A 19,406-nucleotide genomic window follows, 5' to 3' on the forward strand; every position below is an offset into this window, starting at 1 on the left:
TTCCAACCAAACTGGGAGAATTCAGATGTTCATGCCGCGTCCGGTGACCTTGCAACGAGGAGCCCTGCGACTGGAGCCGCTTGCAGAAGGTGACATCCCGAGTCTGGTTGAGCTGGCCGAGCGTAACCGCGACGAGCTGATCTACCTGAACGGACCCTTGCGTCCCGACTGGTATCGCCTGGCAGTCAGCGAACAGCGCGAAGGCCGTGCCGTGCCCTTCACCCTGCGCATGGCCGATCGTATCGTCGGCACCACCCGCTTTGCCGATTTCAACGCGGCGTTGCCGGCCGCCGAGCTTGGCTGGACCTGGCTGGACAAGGCCGAACACGGCAGCGGTCTGAATGCCTCGATCAAGTACCTGCTGCTCAAGCACGCTTTCGAGGAGTGGCAGCTGGTGCGCTTGCAGCTGAAGACGGCAGCAAGCAACCTGCGCTCGCAGCGCGCCATCGAAAAGCTGGGTGCCCAGCGTGAAGGCTTGCTGCGCAATCATCGGCGCCTTGCCGACGGTCGCCTGGACGACACGGTGCTCTACAGCATCACCGACCGCGAATGGCCGGCCATCAAGGGGTTGCTGGACGCGGGAGTGCAGTAGCCCAGCGTTCCGCGAGATGGCATCCAAGATCCTCTGCCGTCACGCAAGGGACGAGCCGTCGCCCTTCGGGTCCGACTTGGGGTAATGTTCGGCGTTTCGCAGGCAGCCTGTCTTGCATTCATCAGCCCGTCTTCACCTTCCTCTATGCTCCGGCCACGATGGCGGTGCGTAGTGTTTTTCGCCGTTGTAGCTAAGGAGCCCCGGATGTCCCGCTCGCAAGAGTTCTTGCATGGTTGCCGCGATATTTTGCCGTTGATCGTCGGCGCTATTCCGTTCGGCATCATTTTCGGGACGCTCTCCATTGGCGCCGGACTCTCGACCTGGCAAACCATGGGTATGTCGGCCCTTGTATTCGCCGGCTCGGCGCAGTTCATCGCGATCACCCTGATCACCGGTGGGGTTGGTGCAGCCGTGGTGCTGCTGACCACCTTTGTCGTCAATTTGCGCCATGCGCTCTACAGCGCCGCGCTGCAGCCATTCGTCAGGCATCTGCCGACCCGCTGGCGAGTGCCGCTGGCGTTCTGGCTGACCGATGAGGCATTCGCCGTCATCCAGCACCGCTATGCCCGAGACGACGGCTCAGCCTACAAGCATTGGTACTTTCTCGGCGCGGCACTGACGATGTACCTGAGCTGGCAGCTTGCGACACTCGCCGGCATCGCCTTTGGCCAGGCGGTGCCGAATGTAGCCAGTTGGGGGCTGGACTTCGCCATGATCGCCACCTTTATCGGCATCGCGGTACCGATGATGCGCACCTGCCCGCAGGTGGCGTCGGCTGTGGTCGCTGGTGTCGTGGCGTTGCTGACCTGGGAGCTGCCCTACAAGCTGGGGCTGATCGCTGCGGCGCTCGCCGGCATCGTGGTGGGCGTCTGGCTCGAACAGCGCGCCGAGCGCCGCCTGCTGTCGGAGGTGCGCTGATGCAGACCTGGTTGCTGATCCTCGGCATGCTGGCGATCACCTTCGTGATCCGCTACAGCTTCTTTGCCTGGCCTGATCTGCGTTTTCCACGCCTGGTGGAGCAGGGCTTGCACTACGTTCCGGTCGCGGTCCTTACGGCCATCGTCGTGCCCGGCATGCTGATGCCGGCCGGAGAGTGGGCCCTGACCTGGCAAAACAGCTACCTGCTAGCCGGCGTCCTGGCCATCCTTATCGCGGCGGTCACACGCAATCTGCTGGCGACCATTGCCGGTGGCCTGTTGTGCTTCTTCCTGCTGCGCTGGGCGCTCGGGCAGTTGCCGCTGTGAGCGCCGCGACGATTGCCGGCAACCGGGCGCTTGCGCCTTTCTGCGGAGCTTCACGATGAGTCAGCATTCCCAGTTTCGTCTGCTCGGTACGCGGCGCTTTCTGCCGTTCTTCGTGACGCAGCTGCTGGGCGCATTCAATGACAACGTCTTCAAGCAGGCGCTGGTACTGGCGATCCTCTACAAGCTAGGGACGGAGAGCGACGTTAGCCTGCTGGTGAATCTGTGCGCGCTGCTGTTCATACTGCCGTTCTTCCTGTTTTCTGCGCTGGGCGGTCAGTTCGGCGAGAAGTACGAGAAGGCCTGGCTGATTCGTCGGGTCAAGTTCGCAGAAATCCTGATCATGCTGGTGGGCGCCCTCGGGATGCTGGCCGGCAACTTGCCGTTGCTGCTGATTGTGCTGTTCTGCATGGGCACCCAGTCGGCATTGTTCGGCCCGGTCAAGTATTCGATCCTGCCGCAACAATTGCGCAGCGATGAACTGGTGGGCGGCAACGCCCTGGTGGAGATGGGCACCTTTCTGGCGATTCTTGGCGGTACCATCGCAGCGGGGGTGCTCATGGGCCATGCCAGCTATTCGGTACTGGTGTCGCTGGCCGTGGTGCTGCTTGCCGCGATCGGCTTCGTTGCCAGTCGCTCGATTCCGCTTTCGGCCGCGGCATTGCCCGATCTGAAGCTGGACTGGAATCTGCTGCGTCAGTCGCTGGGCATCCTGCGCCTGGGGCTCGGCCAGCAGCGCGCCGTGTCGCGGGCCATGATCGGCAATTCCTGGTTCTGGTTTCTCGGCGCGGTCTATCTGACCCAGATCCCGGCGTTCTCTCGTGATCTGCTGCAGGGCGACGAGGGTTTGGTGACGCTGATTCTCGCGGTGTTCTCGGTGGGCATTGCGCTGGGCTCCATGCTCTGTGAGCGGCTCTCCCGGCATCGGCTTGAGCTGGGGCTGGTGCCGTTTGGCTCGCTTGGGCTGACCCTGTTCGGTGTCTTGCTCTGGTGGCATGCCGGTGGCGTGCCGAGTGCCGCCGAAACACGCGATTGGCCTGCGTTGCTGGCTGAGCCAGATGCCTGGTGGGTACTGATGGATATTCTCGGCCTCGGAACCTTCGGCGGGCTCTATATAGTGCCCCTGTATGCACTGATCCAGTCGCGTACCCCGCCGCAGGAGCGTTCCCGCGTGGTGGCGGCGAACAACATCCTGAACGCGTTGTTCATGGTTGTCTCGGCAATCGTTTCGATCCTGTTTCTCACGGTTGCCGGCCTTTCCATTCCGCAACTTTTCCTCGCGGTGGCGGTGCTCAACGTCCTGGTGGCCAGCTGGATCTTCTATTCAGTGCCCGAGTTCGTATCGCGCTTTCGCCTGTGGCTACGCGGTGCGGCTGGGCCTACAGCCGAGCGCCCTTTGTAAGCGGGCCCCCTATCTTTCAGCCGTCCCGAGCAATCTGCTAGCTGACCGGTCCAAGCTCTGACGAGCCGAGCCATTGCCGCTGGGGGCAGGAAAATGTCGATCACAGAAAAACAGAAGATGCTCATTGGCGAGTTGTACCGTCCGGGCGATCCCGAGCTGCAAGCCGACCAGGCCGCGGCCAAAGCATGGATGGTGCGCTACAACGCAGCGCTGGCCGAAGCGCCAGCGGTGCGCCGGGCCTTGCTGGAAGAGCTGCTGGGGAGCGTGGGCAAAGGCGTGGTGGTACGGCCACCCTTTCATTGTGACTACGGCTACAACATTCACCTCGGCGACGATGTGTTTTTCAACTTCAACTGCGTGATCCTCGACGTGGTCGAGGTACGCATCGGTGCGGGGACGCAGATCGGGCCAGCTACGCAGATCTACGCGGCGGACCATCCACGAAGCGCGGAAGAGCGCCGCAGCGGCCTGGAATTTGGCCGTCCGGTGGTGATCGGGGAGAACGTCTGGATTGGCGGTGGCGCGGTCATCCTTCCGGGCGTAACCATCGGCGATGACGCCGTGATCGGAGCGGGCAGTGTGGTGACTCGGGATGTGGCGGCGGGGACGACAGTCGTAGGCAATCCGGCCCGTAGTCGCTGATAGACGTAAGAATGGCAGCCGGCTCCGAGGCCGGCTGCCGGCACTGCTTACTGCTGAGTCACGGTGGCCATGTTGCCCGAGCCCATCTGCGACACCATTGCCGTATCGCCCATGCCGCTCTGCATCAGCATGGCCTGGTTGCCAACGCCGCCCTGAATGACGGTCGCCAGGTTGTCCTGACCGGCTTGCGTCAGGCTGACTTCGTTGTCCGAGCCGTAGATCTGCTGAATGTCGGCCACGTTGAGGTCGCCGCTCTGCACCACGTCCACACGGTTGTTGTCGCCATAGCTGGAGCCGGTCAGCTCGTTGCCATTTCCGGTCTGGCTGGCGGTGAGCAGGTTGCCGGAGCCGTCCTGGGCGAAGTCGATCAGATGATCGGTGCCTTCCTGGGTGACATAGGCTTCGTTGTACTCGCCGGCTTGCTGCAGCGAAGCAGTCTGGAAGCTGCCATCCAGCTGGTCGATGGTGATGTAGTTGTTGTTGCCGGTCTGCTCGGTGCTGGCGGTGTTGCTTTCGCCAGCCTGGAAGATATCCGAGCTGTTGGCGGTGCCGTCCTGGTAGATCGACGCGGTTTGCAGTGAGCCGCTCTGGTCGATGTAGGCTTCGTTCTGCAGTCCGTTGGACTGGATCTCAGCGTTATGCTCCGCGCCTTCCTGGGTGACGGACGCGACCTGCAGATCACCCCGCTGGTCAATATCAGCGAAGGAGTCAGAAACGTTCATCTGGTAAACAGTGGCGTCGTTGCCGTTGCCTTCCTGATTAACCAGGCCCTCGTTGCGTGCGCCATTTTCCTGCCATACCAGGGAGAGGTTGTCATCGCCGACCTGGCGCTGTTCCGAAACGCTCAGTTCAGTGTCGGTCTGGATGGATTCGGCGAAGTTTTCGTTGCCGTTTTGGTCTGTCACGGCAGTGCTCAGGTCGGCCCTGGTCTGCTCGATAAACGCGGTGTTGTAGCTGCCATCCTGGTACTGACGGGCGGTGGCGCCAAAGGAGTCGTCCTGGACGATGCTCGCATCATGATTGTCGCCGGTCTGCAGCTGGATCGCTTCGCTCTGTTCGGTCGAGCTCTGAACGATATTGGCAAGGTTCTGATTGCCGGTCTGGGTCTGGACTGCATCGGACAGTGTGGCCTGATCCTGCGTCACCATGCCGTCGTTGATATCGCCAGTCTGCGACTGATAGGAAATGTTGTCCTGACCGCCGTTCTGAGTGACTTCGACAACGTTCTCGTTACCGGACTGAAGCTGTTCTGCATTGTTGTCGTCGGCGTAGGCTTGGGTGGCCAGGATCGCAACGATGGCGGCTGCGAGGGGCTTGCACTTGAACATGAGGTCTCTCCATGGAAGGTGGATGCGTGTCGCTCCTGACTGGTACGGCGGCGCGGGATGTCTGCCCGGCGCTGCAGCTACTGCAACGTCAGCCCTGGAACTGGCTTGATCCTATAACTCGCTCGTGACAGATAAATGTCGACCCGCTTGTGTATAGACGGATTACTGGCGGATTGACAGCCGGCGCTTGAAAATTCGTGCCGGAAAGGCCACGAACGCGGTGGGCGGGCACAGGGTCCCGGAACGTTTTTGGTTTGAACGACGCGCACCCGGCTTGCCCGGGCGACATGTATCCACGCCTTCGAGGGCGGTCAGTGGCTGAGCTTGAGGCCAACCAGGCCGGCGCAGATCAGCACGACGCTGCCCACGCGCAGCAGGCTCATCGTTTCGCCGAACAGCAGGATGCCGGCGATTACCGTCCCCACTGCGCCGATGCCGGTCCAGATGGCGTAGGCCGTCCCCAGCGGCAACTCCTTCATGGCAAGGCCCAGCAGGCCGAGACTGCTCAGCATCGCCAGGATGGTCAGGACGGTAGGGAGCGGGCGGCTGAAGCCGTCGGTGTATTTGAGGCCAACGGCCCATCCAACCTCGAAAAGACCAGCAATCAACAGAACGAACCAGGACATGTGGACCTCGACGGGACGGTGACTGGGCGGGGCCGTCCCCGGGAAGTTATGCCTTGTCTGAGGTCGTCCACAGACGGCGCTTTGCTTTTATTGCATGAGCGACTGGTCCGCAGAACAGGCCCGGACCAGTGGCGATCACAAAGCGTCTGGCTCCTTGTCCTTCATACGCCGGTAAAGAGTCGCAAGCAGCGCACCGGAAAGGTTGTGCCAGACGCTGAACAGCGCACTCGGCACCGCCGCCAGGGGTGAAAAATGCGCGCTGGCCAATGCCGCGCCAAGCCCCGAGTTCTGCATGCCCACTTCGATGGAAAGGGTCTTGCGCTGCGCCAGCGGCAGCTTGAACAGGCGACCGACAAGATAGCCGATGCCGAGCCCGAGGCTGTTGTGAAGTATCACGACTGCCATGATCAGCAGACCGGACTCGGCAATCTTCGCCTGGCTGGCGGCAACCACGGCGGCAACGATGACCACGATGCTGACGACCGAAACCAGCGGCAGAATATCGACCACCTGGTGCACCCGGTTGCCCAGCAGACGGCGGGCGACCAGGCCGAGGGCGATCGGCAACAGCACAATCTGCACGATCGACATGAACAGCGCGCCGAAATTGACCGGTAGCCAGGCCGAAGCCAGCAGCCAGATCAGTGCAGGTGTCACCAGCGGGGCGAGCAGCGTCGTGACGGCGGTGATCGCTACCGACAGCGCCACGTCACCCCGGGAGAACCAGGCGATCACGTTCGAGGCGGTACCGCCCGGGCAGCAGCCGACCAGGATCACGCCCACCGCGATCTCCGCGGGCAGCCCCAGCAGCTGGCAGAGCAGCCAGGCCAGGGCAGGCATGATCAGAAATTGCGCCCCGACACCCAGCGCCACCCATAAGGGGCGACGTGCGACCTCGGCAAAATCAGCGGTTTTCAGGGTCAGACCCATGCCGAACATGATCAACCCCAGCAGCGGGACGATCCAGGCGGTGGCAGGCAGGAACCAGCTGGGCTGGAAAAAGGCAAGAACGGCGAACAGCAGCACCCAGAGGGCGAACGTATTGCCGACGAAACGGCTGAAGGCGGCGAGGGCACGCATCGGGCTTACCTTGTAGTTATGAAGGAGTAACCGTCAGCCAGGGCTGACGGCACGGGCAGTTTAGATGCCCTGCGGAATCTCCTCACCTCCCAGAGCTTCGAACAGCGCGGGCAGGAATTCCTTGAAGGTCAGCATCATCAGCAGGAAGCTGGCGTCCTGCTGGCTGAGGTCGTCGTCGCCTCCGTCCTGTTCGGCCTGGTCCTGTAACAGTTCTTCGAAACGCAGGCGCTTGATCACCAGCTTGTCGTCCAGCACGAAGGACAGCTTGTCCTGCCAGCCCAGCGACAGCTGAGTCACCTGCTTGCCGACTTCCAGGTGCTGCTGGATTTCATCGCTGGTCAGGTCCTGGCGCTTGCAGCGTACGACCCCGCCGTCTTCGTGGGTATCGCGCAGCTCGCATTCGTCGAGGACAAAGAAGTCGTCGGCCGCTTTCTGCGTCTTGACCCAGTCGGTCATGGTGGCCGAAGGGGCAATTTTCACGGTCAGCGGGCGAACCGGTAGCGAACCAATGGCTTCGCGCAGCGTGGAGAGAAGGTCTTCGGCGCGCTTGGGGCTGGAGGAATCGACCAGAATCAGGCCCTGCTCAGGCGCAATGGCAGCGAAGGTGCCGGACTTGCGAATGAATGCACGTGGCAGGAAGGCCTGGATAATGTCGTCCTTGAGCTGTTCGCGCTCCTTCTTGTAGACCTTGCGCATCTGCTCGTTTTCGATCTCGTCGACCTTTTCCTTCAGCGCGTCCTTGACCACGCTACCGGGCAGGATGCGTTCTTCCTTGCGTGTGGAAATCAGCAGGAAGCCCTGGCTGGCGTGCACCAGTGGTGCGTCTTCACCTTTGCCCAGTGGGGCGACGAAACCATAGGTGCTCAGCTCCTGGCTGGCGCAGGGGCGGGCGGGCTTGGCGGCCAATGCAGTTTCAAGTGTCTCGACATCGAAAGGGACGTTCTGAGTGAGACGGTAGACGAGCAGGTTGCGAAACCACATGACGATTGGAACTCCGGTAAAAGCAAAGCGCGCATTATTCCCCTCCCGGTAACGCAGGCCAACCCTGAAATCCTCAATGCCGAAGGAAACCGCAAAAAGCGGGCATAAACTGAGGGTTTGCTAAGTCTTTGTAAGTTCTTCAATTTTTTTTTCAAAAGGGGGTTGCCAAGGTCCGGATCCATCTCTAGAATGCGCCCCACTTCGAGAGCAAACGGGTGATTAGCTCAGCTGGGAGAGCATCTGCCTTACAAGCAGAGGGTCGGCGGTTCGATCCCGTCATCACCCACCACTCGAGGTTTAGCGCAGCGGTAGTTCAGTCGGTTAGAATACCGGCCTGTCACGCCGGGGGTCGCGGGTTCGAGTCCCGTCCGCTGCGCCATATTTGAAATCAAGGACCACTGAACGCCTTGGTTCATCGAAGAAAGCGACCTTAGGGTCGCTTTTTTTTTCGTCTCGTGTTTTTCACTTTCGCCTGTTTCTGCGTTTCGTGCGGCACTTCTGGACTTTGCACTGTCTTTACCTATTACCGCAGTGTGCTCGGTAGCCACTGCCCAAGCTCACTGCTAAGCTCCGGCAATTATTTTTGCTTCACGTCATTAAGCGTAATAAGGAAACAGAATGAGACATCAACGTTTGGCGTCTGCCATAGCTCTGGTTGGCCTGGTCCTGGCGGGCTGTGATTCGGAGACCAGCGCCAAGCTGGAAACGCCGGCGCAAAAAGCTTCGTATGGTATCGGTCTGAACATGGGCAAGAGCCTGGCTCAGGAAGGTCTGGCTGATCTGGATTCGACAGCCGTGGCACAAGGTATCGATGATGCCATCGGCAAGAAGGAACAGAAGCTGACCGACGAAGAGCTGATGGAAGCGTTCTCGTATCTCCAGACCCGTGCCGAAGAGCGCATGGTCGAGATGAACAAGGAGGCCGTCGCAGCCGGTAAGAAGTTTCTTGAGGACAACGCCAAGCGTGAGGGCGTGAAGACCACTGAATCCGGTCTGCAATACGAAGTGATCAAGGAGGCCGACGGCGCCCAGCCCGGTCCTGATGATGTCGTCACTGTCCACTATGAAGGCAAGCTGGCGGACGGAACGGTCTTCGACAGCTCGATCAAGCGCGGCACTCCGATCGATCTGCCGGTCAGCGGTGTGATTCCAGGTTGGGTCGAAGGCTTGCAGCTGATGCATGTCGGCGAGAAGTACAAGCTGTACATTCCAAGCGAGCTGGCCTACGGCGAGCAGAGCCCAAGTCCGTTGATCCCGGCCAACTCGGTTCTGGTCTTCGACCTGGAGTTGCTGGCCATCAAGGACGAAGAAAACCCAGCGCCGCCGGCTGCTGCAGTCACGCCTGAGACTGCTGAAGAAGCTGCTGAACAATAAGCGCTATGTGACATTCGAACGCCCCGCTCATGCGGGGCGTTTTCATTTCCGGGAAGCAGAACGCGCTTCAGCGCGGCCCCGAAGGGGTGAGCGAAGCGAATCACCTGGGACAGGTCCCTGGTGAGAGTCCATCGGGCACAAAAAAGCCCCGGTGCGAACCGAGGCTTCAAATTTGGCTCCGCGACCTGGACTCGACGGCTTGGCAGAACGCGCTTCAGCGCGGCCCCGAAGGGGTGAGCGAAGCGAATCACCTGGGACAGGTCCCTGGTGAGAGTCCTTAAGACATAAAAAAGCCCCGGTGTGAACCGAGGCTTCAAATTTGGCTCCGCGACCTGGACTCGACTGCTTGGCAGAACGCGCTTCACCGCGGCCCCGAAGGGGTGAGCGAAGCGAGTCACCTGGGACAGGTCCCTGGTGAGAGTCCATCGGGCACAAAAAAGCCCCGATGCGAACCGAGGCTTCAAATTTGGCTCCGCGACCTGGACTCGAACCAGGGACCCAATGATTAACAGTCATTTGCTCTACCGACTGAGCTATCGCGGAACAGCGGTGCGTATCCTAATGATAACTAAGGGGAAGTCAACCCCTGGTCAGTCAGAGTACCTGGACGATGGCGTCGGTAACGTGGTTCAGGTTCTTATGGTTCAGTGCTGCTGCGCAGATGCGTCCGGTACCGATGGCGTAAACGCCGAATTCGACACGCAGGCGCTCTACCTGAGCTGGTGTGAGGCCCGAGTAGGAGAACATGCCGCGCTGCTTGGCAACGAAGCTGAAGTCCTGCCTGGCGCCTTTTTCGGCCAGCTGGCGAACCATGGTCAGGCGCATGTCCTGAATGCGGGTGCGCATCTCGCCCAGCTCGGTTTCCCACATAGCACGCAGCTCCGGGCTGTTGAGCACGGCGGAGACCACAGTGGCGCCATGGGTCGGTGGGTTGGAATAGTTTGTGCGGATCACTCGCTTGATCTGCGAAAGTACGCGCGCGGATTCGTCGCGGCTCTGCGTAACCATGGACAGCGCACCGACGCGCTCGCCATACAGTGAGAATGACTTGGAGAAAGAGCTGGAGACAAAGAAGCTCATGCCTGATTCGGCGAACAGGCGCACGGCCGCGGCGTCTTCTTCGATGTTATCGCCAAAGCCCTGATAGGCGATGTCGATGAACGGCACGTGATCGTTGGCGCGCAATACCTCAAGGATCTGCTTCCAGTCCTCCGGCTGCAGGTCTACACCGGTCGGGTTGTGGCAGCAGGCGTGCAGCACGACGATGGAGCGGGGCGGCAGGTTTTTCAGATCCTCGAGCATGCCGGCACGGTCGATCCCGTGGCTGGTCGCCTCGTAATAGCTGTAGTTCTGCACCGGGAAGCCGGCGGACTCGAACAGGGCACGGTGGTTCTCCCAGCTCGGGTTGGTGATGGCGACGACCGCGTCGGGCAGCATGCGCTTGAGGAAGTCCGCGCCGATTTTCAGGGCGCCTGTGCCGCCCAGTGCCTGGGTAGTGACCACGCGGCCATCAGCAACGAGTGCCGAGTCGCTGCCGAACAGCAAGCCCTGAACCGCCATGTCATAACTGGCGATGCCTTCGATGGGCAGATAGCCGCGCGGTGCGTTCAGCTCCAGGCGCGCCATCTCGGCTGCGGCCACGGCGCGCAGCAGGGGAATTCGACCTTCTTCGTTGTAGTAGACGCCCACCCCCAGGTTCACCTTGTTCAGCCGCGTGTCGGCATTGAAGGCTTCATTGAGGCCGAGGATCGGATCGCGCGGCGCCATTTCGACAGCGGAGAACAAACTCATGATGGGGAGGCTCGAAGAGAGGAGGTGACTGGATTGCATCACCCTCGCTTCGCGCTGAGGGCGGTGCGCAAACGGGGCAAGAGTATAGCGGCCCTGGCCCCCCGTCGCGATATGCTGAGCCGGTTTTTCTGTCGGAACCGGCCCGTTTTGACGCCAGGATAGCTTCACGTCGTCTGGTCGCTGCAACCCTGCACTTGATAATGCCGGGGTAGGCCGCATTGAAAGGGGTTCTGCTGGGCGTTGCTCCATGCCGCAACAGCTCGATGCAGCTTTGAAAAGAGTGCCAGGGAGGCTCATCCGTTCGGCTTTCGGGTCGTCTCGCCATCTGAAGAGGTCGATATGTCGCAGTTCGAATTGGTCACGCGCTTCAAGCCTGCCGGAGACCAGCCTGAAGCCATCAGGCAGATGATCGAGGGCATCGAGGCCGGTTTGTCGCACCAGACCCTGCTTGGTGTGACGGGGTCTGGCAAGACGTTCAGCATTGCCAACGTCATCGCCCATGTGCAGCGGCCAACGCTGGTGCTGGCGCCCAACAAGACCCTGGCTGCGCAGCTGTACGGGGAATTCAAGGCCTTCTTTCCGAACAATGCGGTGGAGTATTTCGTTTCCTATTACGACTACTACCAGCCGGAAGCCTACGTGCCGTCGTCCGACACCTTCATCGAGAAGGACGCCTCGATCAACGACCACATCGAGCAGATGCGGCTGTCGGCCACCAAGGCGCTGCTGGAGCGGCCGGACGCGATCATCGTCACGACCGTCTCCTGCATCTATGGCCTGGGTGATCCGCAGTCGTACCTGAAAATGGTGTTGCACGTCGACCGCGGCGATCGCCTCGACCAGCGGGAGCTGCTGCGGCGGCTCACCGGCCTGCAGTACACCCGCAACGACATGGATTTCGCGCGCGCAACCTTCCGCGTGCGCGGCGATGTGATCGACATCTTTCCGGCGGAATCCGATCTGGAAGCGGTGCGCATCGAGCTGTTCGACGACGAGGTCGAAAGCCTGTCGGCCTTCGATCCGCTGACCGGTGAGGTGATTCGCAAGCTGCCGCGCTTCACCTTCTACCCCAAGAGCCACTATGTGACGCCACGCGACACCCTGCTGGAGGCCATCGAGAAGATAAAGATCGAGCTCAAGGATCGTCTGGACTACCTGCGTTCCAATAACAAGCTGGTGGAGGCGCAGCGGCTCGAGCAGAGAACCCGGTTCGACTTGGAGATGATCATGGAGCTGGGCTACTGCAACGGCATCGAAAACTACTCGCGCTACCTCTCGGGGCGCGCGTCCGGTGAGGCGCCGCCAACGCTGTACGACTATCTGCCGGCCGATGCGCTGCTGGTGATCGACGAATCCCACGTCAGCGTGCCGCAGGTCGGCGCCATGTACAAAGGCGACCGCTCGCGCAAGGAGACGCTGGTCGAATATGGTTTCCGCCTGCCCTCGGCGCTGGACAACCGTCCCATGCGTTTCGACGAGTGGGAGGCGGTCAGCCCGCAGACCATCTTCGTCTCGGCGACGCCGGGGCCCTATGAGGCCGAGCACGCTGGGCGAGTCATCGAGCAGGTGGTGCGGCCTACCGGGCTGGTCGACCCGCAGATCGAGGTGCGGCCGGCGCTGACCCAGGTCGATGACCTGCTCTCGGAAATCACCAAGTCGGTGGCCAAGGAGGAGCGGGTATTGGTCACGACGCTGACCAAGCGGATGGCCGAGGATCTGACCGACTACCTCGGCGACCACGGCGTGCGGGTGCGTTACCTCCATTCGGACATCGACACCGTCGAGCGCGTCGAGATCATCCGCGACCTGCGCCTGGGTGTATTCGATGTATTGGTGGGCATCAACCTGCTGCGAGAGGGCCTGGACATGCCAGAGGTTTCGCTGGTGGCGATCCTCGATGCGGACAAGGAAGGCTTCCTGCGTTCGGAGCGCTCGCTGATCCAGACCATCGGCCGCGCGGCGCGCAACCTCAATGGCCGCGCCATTCTCTACGCGGACAACATGACCGGCTCCATGGAGCGCGCCATCGGCGAGACCGAACGCAGGCGCAACAAGCAGATCGCCTTCAACGAGGCCAACGGTATCGTGCCGCAGGGCGTGTTCAAGGATGTGAAGGATATTCTCGAAGGCGCCACGGTGCCGGGTTCGCGCAGCAAGAAACGTCGCGGCGAGGCGAAGGCAGCGGAGGAGTCCGCGCGCTACGAGAACGAGCTGCGCTCGCCGAGTGAAATCACCAAGCGGATCCGCCAGCTGGAAGAAAAGATGCTCGCCTATGCGCGTGATCTTGAGTTCGAGGCGGCCGCGCAGACGCGTGACGAGATCCACAAGCTGCGTGAGCGTTTGCTGCAGGTTTAGCAGGCCGTTGAAAACCAAGACGAGGCAGGCAAGACGAGGCGCGGCGCGGCGACAAGTGTAGCAACAGCTGAAAGCTGGCCGCATAGCGAGCGCCGCTGTGTCTCAGTGGCCTCCCGCGCCTGCTTGCACGTTCTGTGGTAGCTGCCGGGTGAGCAGCACCGCCACCATGCTGACTGCCAGGGCGATGCCCACGAAATGGAAGGCATCGTTGTAGGCCATGATCATCGCCTGCTGATGAGTGATCTCACTCAGGCGGCCCAGTGCAGCCTGCTCGCTGCCCAGTTGCTGAATCAGCACGGCCAGGCGCTCGGCTACCGCTGGATTGGCTGGTACCACGGACTCGCGCAGATAATCGAAATAGACCTTGCCCCGGCTGTCGAGCAACGTGGCGAGCAGGGCGATGCCGATGGCGCCACCCAGATTGCGCAGGATATTGAACAGGCTCGAGGCGGAGCCGGCGTCCTGCGGCTGGATATAGGCGGTGGCGATCAGCGAGATGGTGACCATGATCATAGGCTGGCCAAGCGCTCGGATGATCTGGATCGGGTGGAACTGGTCCCCGGCAAAGTCCGGGTTGAGTGCGCCGGAGGCAAAACTGGATAGCCCGAACAGGGCGAAGCCGGCGGCGCAAAGCAGCTTCGGCGGGATGATTTTCATCAGCTTGGGCACCAGCGGGATCAGGAACAGCTGCGGAATGCCCATCCACATGATGACCTGGCCAATCTGCAATGCGTTGTAGTTCTGGATCTGCGCCAGATACAGCGGCAGCAGGTAGATCGATCCATAGAGCCCAAGACCCATGCCCAGGCTGGCGATGCTGGTCAAACCGAAGTTGCGTTCGCGCAGGATGCCCAGGTTGATCAGCGGGTTCGGGCGCGACAGCTGAAGGATCACGAAAAGAACCAGGCTGACCGCCGCCACTGAGCCGAGCTGCACGATGAGGGTGGATTCCAGCCAGTCCTTCCGATGGCCTTCCTCGAGAAAGACCTGCAGGCAGCCGAGCCCCATCGCCAGCGTGACGATTCCGGCATAGTCGGTGCTCTTCAGCAGTTCCCAGTGCGGTGGCTTTTTCTCCAGGCCATAGAGCAGGCCGGCGATCATCAGCAGGCCGGGCGGAATGTTGATGTAGAAGATGTATTCCCAGCCCCAGCCTTCGGTCAGCCAGCCGCCCAGCGTCGGCCCGATCGAAGGTGCAAAGGTCGCCGTGATGGCGAACAGCGCCATGCCCTTGGCGCGGTGATGGTCCGGCAGCTTGATCAGCGTCAGGGTGAAGGCCAGCGGAATCAGCGCGCCGCCAGTAAAGCCCTGCATGGCGCGAAAGACGATCATGCTCTCCAGGCTCCAGGCGAAGGAACAGAGCAGGGAGGAGATCAGAAAACCGATCGACACCCAGACCGCCAGCCGGCGTGCCGAAAGCAACTGCACCAGCCACGCGGTCAGCGGAATCATGATGATTTCCGCGACCAGATAGGAGGTGGAAATCCAGGACCCTTCCTCCAGCGTGGCGGACAACGCGCCCTGGATGTCCTTGAGCGACGAGTTGGTGATCTGGATATCCAGCACCGCCATGAAGGCGCCGAGCATGGCGCTCATTACCGCTATCCAGTCGCGCCGGCTGGGTTCGCCAACCGGTCGGATCAGCGCATCAGCGGCCACGAAGGTCGATCTTCACATCGACCGACATGCCGGGGTGGATGCGGCCTTTCAGTGGGTTGTCACTGGCGAAGGTCAGCTTGACCGGTATGCGCTGTACCACCTTGGTGAAGTTGCCGGTGGCATTGTCCGGCGGCAGCAGGCTGAACTGGGCGCCGGAGGCCGGGAACAGACTCTGGACGCGGGCCTCGATGGGCGTGTCGGGGTAGGTGTCGAAGGTCAGTTCGGCCGTCTGCCCTTCCTGCATGCGGCCGATCTGGGTTTCCTTGAAATTGGCCTGGACCCAGATTTCCTCATCCGGAACGATCGACATCAGGTAGGCACCGACCGGTACATATTGACCGTTGCGCGCGGAGCGCTGACCGACAACGCCGCTGATGGGCGAACGGATCTCCGTGCGAGAGAGGTTCAGTTCAGCATGTTCGATTTCGGCCTTGGCGCTGTCGATCTGGGCTTGCAGACGTTTCACATCAGCCTTCAGAGCATCGATCTGCTGACGCTGGGCGGTGAGGTCCGCTTCGGCTTTCTGCCGCTGTGAGCGCGCCACCCTGGCATCCGCGGACAGGGTGGTGACGCGCTCTTCGGAGACGAAGCCGGGCTTGCGCAGGGCCTCCACGCGGGACAGGTCAACCTGGCTGCGCTCGAGATTCGCCTGCGCCGCGCTGACGGATGCCTGGCTGGAGGCGATGAGGCTGGCTTGTTGCGCCAGGCGGCTGCGCGCCTGGGCCAGTTCGGCCTCGCGGATGGCGAGGTTGGCCCTTGCCTGATCGAGAGCGAGACGGAAGTCGCCCGGCTCCAGGGTGACTAGCAGGTCCCCGGGCTTCACATGCTGGTTGTCCTGCACATGGACCATGTCGATGCGTGCGGCGAGCTGGCTGGATACACGGGTGATTTCGCCCTGCACGTAGGCGTTGTCGGTGTGCTCGTAGTGACGGCTCACGAAGTACCACCGGGCAAAGAAGGCGGCTGCGATGAGCAGCACCAGGGCGATGAATACGAACAGGCGGCGTTTCAGCGTGGCGGACATGTCGTCGCTCGGGACCGGTTAAATAGCCGGCCAATGTAGCAGCGTTCCGGTTTAGTAATAAGACGTTACAATCGCTATAGTTTGTTGCGCATAAGGAACAGTACATGGGGCTTGATGACGCGCTGATCTTTACCCGGGTCGTGGAATGCCAAAGCTTCACCCAGGCGGCATCGAGCCTCGGCATGCAGAAATCCACGGTCAGCCGGCGTATCGTCCAGCTCGAAGAGCGGCTCGGTGTACGCCTGATCCACCGCACCACGCGTCGGCTGCGGTTGACCGAAGTGGGTCAGGCCTATTACGAGCGATGCCGTCAGATCATGCTCGATTTTGCGGAGGCCGAGCAGGCCGTCATGCAATTGCAGCAGGCGCCGGCGGGGCTGCTGCGGATTACTGCCCCTATCGAGTTCGGCCAATGGATTCTCGGTCGGGTACTGGGGGACTTCATGCGCCTGTTCCCCGACATCAACGCCGAAGTTGAGCTGGCGTCCAGACTGGTCGACCCCGTGGAAGAGGGTGTTGATATCGCCATTTCGGTCGGGCAGCCGCAGGATTCCACGCTGGTTGCCCGCAAGCTGTTCGAAGCGCGGCGGCGACTCTGCGCAAGCCCTGCGTACCTGGCGCAACATGGTATGCCGGTGACGGTTGATGATCTTGCGGGCCACCGTGCGATCATCCTATCCCGCGACCCGGTTCGTTACTGGCCGATCCTGGAGCGGAACATCAGCTGCCGCCGGGTATTGACCTGCAACAACATTACCTTTGCCCGCGAAGCGGCATTGGCAGGCGCTGGAGTTGCCGCGCTGCCGACGATGATTACCGACCTGGAAATCAGTGACGGTCTTCTGGTCGAGCTTCTTCCGGACGTCGATCTGCCAACCGGGGAGGTCTATGCCGTGTATCCGTCTCGGCGTTTCCAAGCGATGAAAGTCAAAGCCTTTCTCGACTTCTTGGTGCAGTCATTACCTGTTGCCGATGGCCGCCTTGTGGAGCCGGTGGAGGCGCGCCTGCTAACATCGCGCCTTTACACGCGCTAGCCCAGCCGACTGCGCCAGCAGCCGTGTGTTCCTGTGCATTGATTCGAGACCATCATGACCACCGTTCGCACCCGCATCGCACCATCTCCCACCGGCGACCCGCACGTCGGCACTGCCTATATCGCGCTGTTCAACCTCTGCTTTGCGCGCCAGCACGGCGGCCAATTCATCCTGCGCATCGAGGACACCGACCAGCTGCGCTCTACGCGCGAGTCGGAACAACAGATCTATGACGCGTTGCGCTGGCTGGGCATCGAGTGGGACGAGGGTCCGGATGTGGGTGGTCCGCATGGTCCGTATCGGCAGAGCGAACGTGGCGAGATCTACAAGAAGTATTCCGACGAGCTCGTCACCAAGGGTCATGCATTCCCGTGCTTCTGTTCTGCTGAGCGCCTGGATCAGGTGCGTGCCGAGCAGATGGCCAACAAGGAAACCCCGCGCTACGACGGGCATTGCATGCACATCGCCGCCGACACCGCGCAGCAGCGCATCGCGGCGGGTGAGTCCCACGTGATCCGCATGAAGGTGCCTACTGAGGGCGTGTGTCAGGTGCAGGACATGCTGCGCGGTACGGTCGAGATCGGCTGGGATCGCATGGACATGCAGGTGCTGATGAAGGCTGATGGCCTGCCGACGTATTTCCTGGCGAACGTCGTCGACGACCACCTGATGGGCATCACCCATGTACTGCGCGGTGAGGAGTGGCTGCCGTCGGCGCCGAAACTGATCAAGCTGTACGAATACTTCGGCTGGGAGCAGCCGCAGCTCTGCTATATGCCGCTGCTGCGCAATCCCGACAAGAGCAAGCTGTCCAAGCGCAAGAATCCGACCTCGGTGACCTTCTACGAGCGCATGGGCTTCATGCCCGAGGCAATGCTCAACTATCTGGGCCGCATGGGCTGGTCGATGCCGGACGAGCGGGAGAAATTCACCCTGGCGGAAATGATCGAACACTTCGACATCAGCCGCGTGTCGCTGGGGGGGCCGATCTTCGATGTCGAGAAGCTGTCCTGGCTCAATGGCCAGTGGTTGCGCGAGCTGTCGGTCGAGCAGTTCGCCGAGCAGGTGCAGAAGTGGGCGTTCAACCCCGAATACATGATGAAGATCGCGCCCCACGTGCAACAGCGGGTAGAGACTTTCAGCCAGATCGCGCCCCTGGCCGGCTTCTTTTTCTCCGGTGCACTGAATCTTGACCCGGTGCTGTTCGAGCACAAAAAGCTCGACGCCACTCAGGTGCGCCAGGTGCTGCAGCTGACCCTATGGAAGCTCGAAGCCTTGCGGCAGTGGGACAAGGAGCGCATCACCGACAGTATCCAGGCCGTCGCGGCTCATCTGGAATTGAAACTGCGCGACGTCATGCCCCTAATGTTCGCCTCGATCACCGGCCAGGCCAGTTCGGTGTCGGTACTCGACGCGATGGAGATCATCGGTCCTGACCTGACCCGCTTCCGTCTGCGGCAGGCGTTGGAGCTGCTGGGTGGCGCGTCGAAGAAGGAAGTAAAGGAGTGGGAAAAGCTGTACGCAGCGATGATCTGATCCGCGCTTGCTACATGGACTGCGGCCGGCGCTGCGCAGCAGTTGTCCGCCGCTTGCCACTCGTCGCCGGTAAGTATTTGTTCTGATGTCGAAAATCTTCTGGGTCAGGCAAAAATATCGTTGACACTCCGAGAGGCCGCACCTAATATGCGCCCCGTCCTCGAGATGGGGCTATAGCTCAGCTGGGAGAGCGCTTGCATGGCATGCAAGAGGTCGACGGTTCGATCCCGTCTAGCTCCACCAATCTCGATTGCCACACCGGTTCAGGCCGGTTGCCTTTGAAGGGCTTTGCGTCCCCTTCGTCTAGTGGCCTAGGACACCGCCCTTTCACGGCGGTAACAGGGGTTCGAGTCCCCTAGGGGACGCCATTATTAAGTCGTGACGCGAAAGCGGTGCGAGTCGGGAGACATTAAATCCGGGGCTATAGCTCAGCTGGGAGAGCGCTTGCATGGCATGCAAGAGGTCGACGGTTCGATCCCGTCTAGCTCCACCAATCCACGACAGGTCGTAGAGGTACTGCGGTCTGTTCATCGAAGGTTTCGTCCCCTTCGTCTAGTGGCCTAGGACACCGCCCTTTCACGGCGGTAACAGGGGTTCGAGTCCCCTAGGGGACGCCATTTTTTTGCCCGTTTTGGGCGCCGAGGGGTCATTTCTCACGAAATGGCCCTTTTTGTTTTGCACGCGATTCGATCCGCTGATGAATGATGCCGAGTCGTCATCAGCCTGAAACGACCTGGGCGCTGA

Annotated in this window: 16 protein-coding genes and 7 tRNA genes; 15 read left to right on the top strand and 8 right to left on the bottom strand. The window is 61.2% G+C overall.

The features are described from left to right. Positions 1 to 25: 25 nt before the first annotated feature. The 5 genes from AC4LFW_RS04055 (at position 26) to AC4LFW_RS04075 (ending at position 3,877) form a co-directional block, all read left to right on the top strand. Positions 26 to 592, top strand: a complete 567-nt coding sequence (locus AC4LFW_RS04055) for a GNAT family N-acetyltransferase (RefSeq protein WP_491817944.1) — start codon at positions 26 to 28, stop codon at positions 590 to 592. A 204-nt stretch (positions 593 to 796) separates the two neighbouring features. After that, complete coding sequence (locus AC4LFW_RS04060; protein ID WP_491817945.1) at positions 797 to 1,510, top strand: AzlC family ABC transporter permease; 714 nt, start codon at positions 797 to 799, stop codon at positions 1,508 to 1,510. Continuing rightward, entirely contained in the window at positions 1,510 to 1,836 is a 327-nt protein-coding gene (locus AC4LFW_RS04065) for an AzlD domain-containing protein (protein ID WP_491817946.1), read from the top strand. The genes AC4LFW_RS04060 and AC4LFW_RS04065 overlap by 1 nt, the downstream gene beginning before the upstream one ends. A gap of 55 nt (positions 1,837 to 1,891) precedes the next feature. Further along, positions 1,892 to 3,235 (top strand): MFS transporter, encoded by a 1,344-nt coding sequence (locus AC4LFW_RS04070; RefSeq protein WP_491817947.1) that lies wholly within the window; start codon positions 1,892 to 1,894, stop codon positions 3,233 to 3,235. 93 nt (positions 3,236 to 3,328) lie between these two features. Beyond that, a complete protein-coding gene (locus tag AC4LFW_RS04075) occupies positions 3,329 to 3,877 on the top strand; it encodes a sugar O-acetyltransferase (protein ID WP_491817948.1) in 549 nt (182 codons plus the stop codon). A gap of 47 nt (positions 3,878 to 3,924) precedes the next feature. On the opposite strand, the gene AC4LFW_RS04080 is transcribed toward AC4LFW_RS04075, so the two are convergent. The 4 genes from AC4LFW_RS04080 to rdgC form a co-directional block, all read right to left on the bottom strand. Continuing rightward, positions 3,925 to 5,205, bottom strand: a complete 1,281-nt coding sequence (locus AC4LFW_RS04080) for a hypothetical protein (protein WP_491817949.1) — start codon at positions 5,203 to 5,205, stop codon at positions 3,925 to 3,927. A 311-nt stretch (positions 5,206 to 5,516) separates the two neighbouring features. Beyond that, the gene (gene sugE / locus AC4LFW_RS04085; RefSeq protein ID WP_491817950.1) at positions 5,517 to 5,831 is read right to left on the bottom strand and encodes a quaternary ammonium compound efflux SMR transporter SugE; all 315 of its coding nucleotides are present in this window, start codon (positions 5,829 to 5,831) and stop codon (positions 5,517 to 5,519) included. Positions 5,832 to 5,966: 135 nt separating this feature from the next. Next, entirely contained in the window at positions 5,967 to 6,911 is a 945-nt protein-coding gene (locus AC4LFW_RS04090; protein ID WP_491817951.1) for a bile acid:sodium symporter family protein, read from the bottom strand. A gap of 60 nt (positions 6,912 to 6,971) precedes the next feature. Beyond that, positions 6,972 to 7,892: a recombination-associated protein RdgC gene (rdgC, locus tag AC4LFW_RS04095; protein ID WP_491817952.1), complete on the bottom strand. Its 921-nt coding sequence runs from the start codon at positions 7,890 to 7,892 to the stop codon at positions 6,972 to 6,974. A 213-nt stretch (positions 7,893 to 8,105) separates the two neighbouring features. On the opposite strand from rdgC, the gene AC4LFW_RS04100 reads away from it, so the two are divergent. The 3 genes from AC4LFW_RS04100 (at position 8,106) to bamJ (ending at position 9,266) form a co-directional block, all read left to right on the top strand. After that, a tRNA-Val gene (locus AC4LFW_RS04100) sits at positions 8,106 to 8,181 on the top strand. Between the two features lie 13 nt (positions 8,182 to 8,194). After that, positions 8,195 to 8,271: transfer RNA gene (locus AC4LFW_RS04105), tRNA-Asp, on the top strand. A gap of 239 nt (positions 8,272 to 8,510) precedes the next feature. Further along, complete coding sequence (bamJ, locus tag AC4LFW_RS04110) at positions 8,511 to 9,266, top strand: BamJ family beta-barrel-assembly machinery protein (RefSeq protein WP_491817953.1); 756 nt, start codon at positions 8,511 to 8,513, stop codon at positions 9,264 to 9,266. Positions 9,267 to 9,733: 467 nt separating this feature from the next. Here the strand turns inward: bamJ and AC4LFW_RS04115 are convergent. Together AC4LFW_RS04115 and AC4LFW_RS04120 are read right to left on the bottom strand one after the other, a co-directional pair. Further along, positions 9,734 to 9,809, bottom strand: a tRNA-Asn gene (locus AC4LFW_RS04115). Positions 9,810 to 9,860: 51 nt separating this feature from the next. Then, the gene (locus AC4LFW_RS04120; RefSeq protein ID WP_491817954.1) at positions 9,861 to 11,057 is read right to left on the bottom strand and encodes an amino acid aminotransferase; all 1,197 of its coding nucleotides are present in this window, start codon (positions 11,055 to 11,057) and stop codon (positions 9,861 to 9,863) included. 339 nt (positions 11,058 to 11,396) lie between these two features. On the opposite strand from AC4LFW_RS04120, the gene uvrB reads away from it, so the two are divergent. After that, positions 11,397 to 13,412, top strand: a complete 2,016-nt coding sequence (uvrB, locus tag AC4LFW_RS04125; protein ID WP_491817955.1) for an excinuclease ABC subunit UvrB — start codon at positions 11,397 to 11,399, stop codon at positions 13,410 to 13,412. A 102-nt stretch (positions 13,413 to 13,514) separates the two neighbouring features. Here the strand turns inward: uvrB and AC4LFW_RS04130 are convergent, their stop codons facing one another. Together AC4LFW_RS04130 and AC4LFW_RS04135 are read right to left on the bottom strand one after the other, a co-directional pair. Further along, on the bottom strand, positions 13,515 to 15,068 hold the full coding sequence (locus AC4LFW_RS04130) for an MDR family MFS transporter (protein WP_491817956.1): 1,554 nt from the start codon (positions 15,066 to 15,068) through the stop codon (positions 13,515 to 13,517). Continuing rightward, positions 15,058 to 16,092: an HlyD family secretion protein gene (locus AC4LFW_RS04135; RefSeq protein ID WP_491817957.1), complete on the bottom strand. Its 1,035-nt coding sequence runs from the start codon at positions 16,090 to 16,092 to the stop codon at positions 15,058 to 15,060. Before AC4LFW_RS04135 ends, AC4LFW_RS04130 begins: the two co-directional genes overlap by 11 nt. 104 nt (positions 16,093 to 16,196) lie before the next feature. Between AC4LFW_RS04135 and AC4LFW_RS04140 the strand changes: the two genes are divergently transcribed. The 6 genes from AC4LFW_RS04140 to AC4LFW_RS04165 all read left to right on the top strand — a co-directional run bounded on the left by AC4LFW_RS04140 (position 16,197) and on the right by AC4LFW_RS04165 (position 19,279). Continuing rightward, positions 16,197 to 17,126 carry a LysR family transcriptional regulator gene (locus AC4LFW_RS04140; RefSeq protein WP_491817958.1) on the top strand — a complete coding sequence of 310 codons (930 nt, stop codon included), beginning with the start codon at positions 16,197 to 16,199 and terminating at the stop codon, positions 17,124 to 17,126. A gap of 54 nt (positions 17,127 to 17,180) precedes the next feature. Next, positions 17,181 to 18,662, top strand: a complete 1,482-nt coding sequence (gene gltX, locus AC4LFW_RS04145) for a glutamate--tRNA ligase (RefSeq protein ID WP_491817959.1) — start codon at positions 17,181 to 17,183, stop codon at positions 18,660 to 18,662. Positions 18,663 to 18,829: 167 nt separating this feature from the next. Beyond that, positions 18,830 to 18,905, top strand: a tRNA-Ala gene (locus AC4LFW_RS04150). A 49-nt stretch (positions 18,906 to 18,954) separates the two neighbouring features. Then, positions 18,955 to 19,030: transfer RNA gene (locus AC4LFW_RS04155), tRNA-Glu, on the top strand. Positions 19,031 to 19,079: 49 nt separating this feature from the next. Continuing rightward, positions 19,080 to 19,155: transfer RNA gene (locus AC4LFW_RS04160), tRNA-Ala, on the top strand. Positions 19,156 to 19,203: 48 nt separating this feature from the next. After that, positions 19,204 to 19,279: transfer RNA gene (locus AC4LFW_RS04165), tRNA-Glu, on the top strand. The last annotated feature ends 127 nt before the right edge of the window (positions 19,280 to 19,406 follow it).

This window comes from Stutzerimonas sp. C6.4V, from assembly GCF_058536345.1.

Excerpts from the sequence above, each read along its gene's own strand:
- sugE (WP_491817950.1), bottom strand. The coding sequence starts at position 5,831 with ATGTCCTGGTTCGTTCTGTTGATTGCTGGTCTTTTCGAGGTTGGATGG.
- AC4LFW_RS04120 (WP_491817954.1), bottom strand. The coding sequence starts at position 11,057 with ATGAGTTTGTTCTCCGCTGTCGAAATGGCGCCGCGCGATCCGATCCTC.
- AC4LFW_RS04090 (WP_491817951.1), bottom strand. The coding sequence starts at position 6,911 with ATGCGTGCCCTCGCCGCCTTCAGCCGTTTCGTCGGCAATACGTTCGCC.
- bamJ (WP_491817953.1), top strand. The coding sequence starts at position 8,511 with ATGAGACATCAACGTTTGGCGTCTGCCATAGCTCTGGTTGGCCTGGTC.
- AC4LFW_RS04055 (WP_491817944.1), top strand. The coding sequence starts at position 26 with ATGTTCATGCCGCGTCCGGTGACCTTGCAACGAGGAGCCCTGCGACTG.
- AC4LFW_RS04060 (WP_491817945.1), top strand. The coding sequence starts at position 797 with ATGTCCCGCTCGCAAGAGTTCTTGCATGGTTGCCGCGATATTTTGCCG.
- AC4LFW_RS04065 (WP_491817946.1), top strand. The coding sequence starts at position 1,510 with ATGCAGACCTGGTTGCTGATCCTCGGCATGCTGGCGATCACCTTCGTG.
- rdgC (WP_491817952.1), bottom strand. The coding sequence starts at position 7,892 with ATGTGGTTTCGCAACCTGCTCGTCTACCGTCTCACTCAGAACGTCCCT.
- AC4LFW_RS04135 (WP_491817957.1), bottom strand. The coding sequence starts at position 16,092 with ATGTCCGCCACGCTGAAACGCCGCCTGTTCGTATTCATCGCCCTGGTG.
- uvrB (WP_491817955.1), top strand. The coding sequence starts at position 11,397 with ATGTCGCAGTTCGAATTGGTCACGCGCTTCAAGCCTGCCGGAGACCAG.
- AC4LFW_RS04075 (WP_491817948.1), top strand. The coding sequence starts at position 3,329 with ATGTCGATCACAGAAAAACAGAAGATGCTCATTGGCGAGTTGTACCGT.
- AC4LFW_RS04140 (WP_491817958.1), top strand. The coding sequence starts at position 16,197 with ATGGGGCTTGATGACGCGCTGATCTTTACCCGGGTCGTGGAATGCCAA.
- AC4LFW_RS04080 (WP_491817949.1), bottom strand. The coding sequence starts at position 5,205 with ATGTTCAAGTGCAAGCCCCTCGCAGCCGCCATCGTTGCGATCCTGGCC.
- AC4LFW_RS04070 (WP_491817947.1), top strand. The coding sequence starts at position 1,892 with ATGAGTCAGCATTCCCAGTTTCGTCTGCTCGGTACGCGGCGCTTTCTG.
- gltX (WP_491817959.1), top strand. The coding sequence starts at position 17,181 with ATGACCACCGTTCGCACCCGCATCGCACCATCTCCCACCGGCGACCCG.